Source organism: Helicobacter rappini (assembly GCF_900198625.1).
Classification (GTDB): Bacteria; Campylobacterota; Campylobacteria; order Campylobacterales; family Helicobacteraceae; genus Helicobacter_A; species Helicobacter_A rappini.
Genome location: NZ_FZPK01000034.1, coordinates 25,902 through 32,365 on the forward strand (window position 1 = coordinate 25,902; position 6,464 = coordinate 32,365).

The window sequence follows — 6,464 nt, forward strand, 5'->3', positions numbered from 1 at the left end:
TAAGGAGAATATATGTTTGATAATGTCTATATCCAGCAAAGAATTGAAAAAGCACAAACACTAAGAGAAGAAAATCTAAATCCATATAGAAATGATTGTGAAGTAAGTCTTGATAATAAAAGCTTTTTAGAGAAATTTGATACACTAAAAAATCTAGAATCTGATGAGAAAAAAGACGAAGATTCTAAGCTATGGGTAAAGGGTAGGGTAAAGTTTTTGCGACTTATGGGTAAGGCAAGCTTTATAAAGATTGAAGATGAATATGCGATTTTACAGATTTATTTCTCACAAAATGAGCTAGGTGATCTTTTTAAGATTCTAAAGAAAAATTTAGAGGTTGGCGATATTGTAAATGTCTATGGTTTCCCCTTTGTTACAAAGACAGGGGAGCTTAGTCTGCATGCACTAGAATTTAAGATTCTCACAAAAGCCATTGTGCCATTACCAGAAAAGTTTCATGGACTAAGTGATATTGAGCTTCGCTATCGACAAAGATATTTAGACTTAATTGTAAATCGTGAGGTAAAAGAGACTTTTCGTATGCGTAGTGCGATAGTCTCTTGTGTGCGTAAATTCTTTGAAAACAAAGGATTCTTAGAAGTTGAAACGCCGATGTTGCACCCAATCCCCGGTGGTGCTAATGCGCGTCCTTTCATCACTCATCATAATGCCCTTGATGTAGAGAGATATTTACGCATTGCCCCAGAGTTATATTTGAAACGACTTGTTGTAGGGGGCTTTGAAGCGGTATTTGAGATTAATAGAAATTTTCGTAATGAAGGCATAGACCATAGTCATAATCCTGAATTTAGCATGATTGAGTTTTATTGGGCATATCATACTTACCACGACTTAATCACGCTGACAAAAGAATTGTTTGATTATCTCTTAGATTCTCTCAACCTACCAAAGCAGCTGCCTTTTGGCGATATGCTGATTGATTTCACGCAATTTAGCGTTATGACTTATAGAGAATCTTTAGCAAAAATAGGCAATATAGACAAAGATATAATTGAAGATAGAGATAAACTCCATGCGTTTTTAAAGCAAAATAATATAAAGATAGAAGAGGGCTTAAGTCATGATAAATTGCTAAGTGAAGCTTTTGATAATTTTGTAGAATCTAAGCTTATTAATCCAACTTTTATCACAGAATATCCCATTGAGATTAGCCCACTTGCAAGGCGAAACGACACACATTCAAATATTGCGGATAGATTTGAGTTTTTTATCGGTGGCAGAGAGCTTGCTAATGGCTTTTCAGAATTAAATGATCCCTTAGACCAACTTGAGCGATTTAGGGCACAAGTAGCAGAGAAAGAAAAGGGTGATGAAGAGGCACAATATATGGACGAAGATTATGTATGGGCGTTAGGGCATGGTATGCCACCTACTGCTGGGGAGGGCATAGGCATTGATAGGCTTGTTATGCTTTTAACGAATAATAAGTCTATCAAAGATGTGCTTTTATTCCCTGCGATGAAACCAGTGAGTGAAAACTATAATTCTATTACAAAAGAGGAGCAAGCATGAGTTATACAATGCAAACAACAGATTTTGAAATCTTTTCTTTGATACAAAAAGAGTTGCAACGACAAAACGAGCATTTAGAGATGATTGCGAGTGAAAACTACACTTTTCCAAGTGTTATGGAAGCTATGGGTAGCATTTTGACAAATAAATATGCAGAGGGTTATCCGGGCAAAAGGTATTATGGTGGTTGTGAATTTGTAGATTCTATAGAATCTTTAGCGATTGAGAGAGCCAAAAAGCTTTTTGGTTGTAAATATGCAAATGTGCAACCACATTCAGGCAGTCAAGCAAACGCAGCAATCTATGGGGCACTGCTTAAACCTTATGATAAGATACTAGGCATGGATTTAAGTCATGGTGGGCATTTAACACATGGTGCAAAAGTTAGCATGAGTGGTAAAATGTATCAAAGCTTTTTTTATGGTGTTGAGCTTGATGGCTATATTAATTATGATAAGGTTATGGAATATGCAAAGGTTGTGAAGCCAAATATTATTGTATGTGGATTTTCAGCTTATACTCGCACACTTGATTTTGCAAAATTTAGAGAAATTGCAGATTCTGTAGGGGCTATCCTTATGGCTGACATCGCACATGTAGCAGGGCTTGTTGTGGCAGGGGAATATCCTAATCCTTTTCCATATTGTGATATTGTTAGCACCACTACACACAAAACGCTGCGTGGTCCAAGGGGTGGCGTGATACTTACAAATAATGAAGAGATCGCGCAAAAGATTGATAAAATGGTATTTCCGGGTATGCAGGGCGGTCCGCTTATGCATGTTATCGCAGGAAAGGCTATTGGCTTTGGGGAGAATTTAAAACCAGAATGGAAAACCTATGCAAAGCAAGTCAAAGCAAATATTAAAGTTTTAGCGGAAGTTTTAGTAAAATCGGGCTTTGATTTAGTAAGTGGTGGCACAGATAATCACTTAGTGCTTATGAGTTTCTTAAAGAAAGATTTTAGCGGCAAAGACGCAGATATTGCCTTAGGTAATGCAGGAATTACGATTAATAAAAACACGGTCCCGGGTGAAACTCGCTCTCCATTTGTAACAAGCGGCATAAGGATAGGCTCACCAGCCCTTACCGCAAGGGGTATGAAAGAGAAAGAATTTACATGGATAGCAGAAAAAATAGCAGAGATTCTAAATAATATTAATAACACAGCCTTGCAGCAAAAAATAAAGGCTGAAGTAGCAGAACTTGGCAAGGAATTTCTTGTTTATGATAAGGCGATTTTCTAGTCGTATTATTAGCAATAAGAAAAATTTCCTTGTAATTGTAACTTGTAATGCAAAACTTACTTAAAGCATGTTACAATTACAAATTTAAATGAAGTAGTATAAATGCAATAAGGAATAGCAAATGACCGAAATGGAACTCAAGTTAATAAAGATTGACACACGCTATTACTATACAAAAGCGAAAGGCTTAGGGCAGAAAACCACTCATAACGGACGCATATTTTACGATAAATTTGAGCGAGTAGATTCTATGCTTACTTCTCAAGTTATGCAAGCCCATTTTCGCAAAGAAATTATTGTCGCACATTCTCTTATATTGCGTGGCAATAAGGTAGAAAATATTGTGTTTGATTATAATGGCAGAGATCCGCAAAGATTCTATCATAGAGCGCAATTAATGTTGCGTGATGAAGGCTTTATTAACTTTACTGCTTATCAAACAAAAACGCCCGGTCATTTGCATTTATACATACACAAAGGGCATACAGATTTAGAAGAAGGAAAAAGACTTGCAAAAAACCTTTCTATGAAGCTTGCCTCAAAATGTCCTGTTGAGTGGCGTATGTTTCCAAGCAATGATGTCCCACCGCAATTTAATATTTTGACATTGCCCTATGAAGTCTATGCAAAAGAGCGTGGTGCATGGGCGAAACACATGTAATAGAGAAATTTTAGACTATAAAGGATTATACAATGAAAGACGACAATAAAGCAGTTAATGATATTTTTCAAAATGACAATGGAAGCAAAAATAAAACAAAAACCATATTGCTTTTAACCATTGTGGCCATCATTTTAATATCTGTATTTTTAATCATCGCATGGGTGATGACTAGAGATAATCCATTGCAAGATATGCAGAATCAAGCAATGCAAAATCAAAATAAAGATGGACTAGCATTAAATGAGTCTAAAGATAGGACACTGCCTTACGCGCATAATCTCGATTCTCAAACTCCACCTCAAAATCCATTAGGTTTAGATACAAACAGAGATTCATTAAAACCACAAGAGAGCGAAGCACAAGCAAATAATCCAATGTCAAATGTCCCACCATTAGGTGTGCCTACAAACTCTGATTCTATGCCTACAATCAGCACAAAACCATCAAAAGATGATGATCTTGAAAATGATGCGCGTTTCCAAGCAGCATTAAGGGATCTTGAAAAGCAACATAATGATAAAAAGAATATAGACAAAACTACAGAATCTAAAAAAGAAGAATCTAAGAAAGAAGAGCCTAAAAAGGTTATCACACCAATACCGCCTAAAGATACCACAATAGCAATAGCCCCAGATCCAACAAAGTCTTCACAAAAACCACAGGCAGATTCTAAAAAACAAACAGATTCTAAGAAAGAAGAGCCTAAAAAAGCAGAAGCTAAAAAGCCAGAACCCAAAAAACAAGAACCAGCCAAAACAGAATCTACTAAGCCAAAAGATTCTGAAAAAGAGACTAAAAAGCCAAATGACAATATTATCCCAAAACCACAAAATAATGTCGTAAGTGCAAATCAAGGTAAAGCACCAGAGCAAGGTTATTATTTACAAGTTGGTGTTTTCACACAAACTCCAGCTCAAAGCTTTTTGAATAAAATAGCAAAGTATAACTATCGCGTATTAAAAACAGAAGAAGATGGCGTTACGAAGTCAAAGTATTTAATCGGTCCATATATCTCAAAAAATAAAGCAAAAGAAGCAGAACAAAAAGTAAGAGAAGAAGTAGAATCAAAAGCAAATGTTATCTTCTATCAAAGACAAGCAAAATAAAGGCAAGATTCTTTGCATGCTCTGCTTTCTTATTGTTTAGATAATATTCCAAAATCCTATGATACAACCTATCCTATCACCGAGTTTAGTCAAGGTGAGCGGGGTGTGCTTGAAGTTACTATCACGCAGAAAAGATTCCATAACAATATACTTTTTATAGAATCTTTTTGTAAGGATTTTAACTCCCCCTTACGCATTATTATCTTTAATGCCCGTCCCTATCACGCACAGATATTTCAAGAGACAAAAACGCTTTTTGTGTTAGGAACATTAGAGTTTCAGCATGATAAAATGACAAATGCCCTAACCCCTACTTTTGTAAATCCAAAGATTCCACGCACAACAAATACTATCACTATGCAGTTTAAAACACGCACAACAAAACTAGCAGACCTGCAAAAACATATCACAAAAGAAGCCCTTGAAAACACACATATACCACAGCAATATAGTGATAAACTTTATCGCATTTTTCACCCAGACCTTGAGTTTTTTAAAGAATATAGTAAAGAAAAAGCCCTGCCAGAGAGTTTTCAAGAAGCATTAAAATTTATTGAAATTTTTGTTTATACACAAAGATTGCGTAAAAAGAAAACACAATTCCGCTCAAAGTTTCGTTGCAATGGAGACTTAGAATCTTTTCTTAAAACCCTACCTTTTAGCTTAACAAACGCACAAAAAGAAGCCATAAAAGACATACAAGAAGATTTAAAAAATGAATTTGCATGCAGACGCATTGTCATGGGCGATGTAGGTTGCGGTAAAACTATGGTTATTCTAGCAAGTGTCATATTAGCCTATCCGCAAAAATCAATACTTATGGCACCCACTACAATCCTTGCTAAACAGCTTTTTGAAGAAGCAAAGAAATATCTACCAAAGCATATAAACATAAGCTTTGTTTCATCAAGTAATGCAAAAGAGAGAAAAAAGCCGCTAGAGGGCGATTTTATCATCGGCACACATGCCCTGCTTTATAGAAGCGGTGATTTAACTGATTTTGCCTTAGTTATGACAGATGAGCAGCATAGATTTGGCACAAATGCTAGAAGTAAGCTAGAGCAAATGTTAGAAGGGAAAGATGAACATGGTCGCACAAAACCGCATAATATACAATTCTCTGCCACGCCAATCCCACGCACAATGGCAATGCTAAAAAACAATGTAGTCTCTTTTTCATTCATTAAAGAACTCCCTTTTAAAAAAGACATTGATACAAGAATCATTGATAAAAGCGGCTTTCAAAGATTAATAGAGCATATCCGCACAGAGCTTACAAAAGGGCATCAAATCGCAATCATTTATCCACGCATTGAAGAAGCCGATGAAAGTAAAGAAAAGCCCATAAAAGATTCTCGTTATGCACCCATTCCCTACATGTCGCTAAAAGATGCAGAGAGTTACTGGATAAAGCATTTTCAACATGTATTTAGCACACATGGCAGAGACAAGGAAAAAGAAGATGTGCTAGAGCAATTCGCAAATACAGAGAGTGCAATCCTCCTTGCTACAACGATGATTGAGGTGGGAATCTCCCTGCCAAAGCTAAGCATTATAGTCATCGTTGGGGCAGAGAGACTAGGACTTGCAAGTCTTCATCAGCTTCGTGGTCGTGTGAGTCGTAATGGTTTAAAAGGATATTGCTATCTCTACACACATCAAATACAAAATGAGCGATTGATCCGATTTTCAAAAACATTAAATGGCTTTGACATTGCAGAGCTTGACTTAGAATATCGCAATAGCGGAGATTTACTCGATGGGATTTTACAAAGTGGCGCGCAATTTAGATATTTTGATCTCTCAACAGATAGCAAGATTCTAGAAGAGGCAAATGCTTTGCTTGATAGAATCTAAATTCTCAACCAAATGGGTGGGCTACGGGGTTCAGGGCGTAATTTTTAGAATCTAAAT

The 6,464-nt window shown here is 36.3% G+C and carries 5 protein-coding genes; all 5 read left to right on the top strand.

The features are described from left to right. Positions 1-12: 12 nt before the first annotated feature. The 5 genes from lysS to recG all read left to right on the top strand — a co-directional run bounded on the left by lysS (position 13) and on the right by recG (position 6,407). Positions 13-1,533 carry a lysine--tRNA ligase gene (gene lysS, locus C6H17_RS07170; RefSeq protein WP_005217594.1) on the top strand — a complete coding sequence of 507 codons (1,521 nt, stop codon included), beginning with the start codon at positions 13-15 and terminating at the stop codon, positions 1,531-1,533. After that, the gene (locus C6H17_RS07175) at positions 1,530-2,780 is read left to right on the top strand and encodes a serine hydroxymethyltransferase (RefSeq protein ID WP_005217595.1); all 1,251 of its coding nucleotides are present in this window, start codon (positions 1,530-1,532) and stop codon (positions 2,778-2,780) included. Before lysS ends, C6H17_RS07175 begins: the two co-directional genes overlap by 4 nt. Before the next feature lie 121 nt (positions 2,781-2,901). Continuing rightward, positions 2,902-3,441: a DUF1882 domain-containing protein gene (locus C6H17_RS07180; RefSeq protein ID WP_005217596.1), complete on the top strand. Its 540-nt coding sequence runs from the start codon at positions 2,902-2,904 to the stop codon at positions 3,439-3,441. Positions 3,442-3,473: 32 nt separating this feature from the next. Next, positions 3,474-4,550 carry an SPOR domain-containing protein gene (locus tag C6H17_RS07185; protein WP_005217597.1) on the top strand — a complete coding sequence of 359 codons (1,077 nt, stop codon included), beginning with the start codon at positions 3,474-3,476 and terminating at the stop codon, positions 4,548-4,550. Between the two features lie 12 nt (positions 4,551-4,562). Next, entirely contained in the window at positions 4,563-6,407 is a 1,845-nt protein-coding gene (gene recG / locus C6H17_RS07190) for an ATP-dependent DNA helicase RecG (RefSeq protein ID WP_005217598.1), read from the top strand. Positions 6,408-6,464 lie beyond the last annotated feature (57 nt).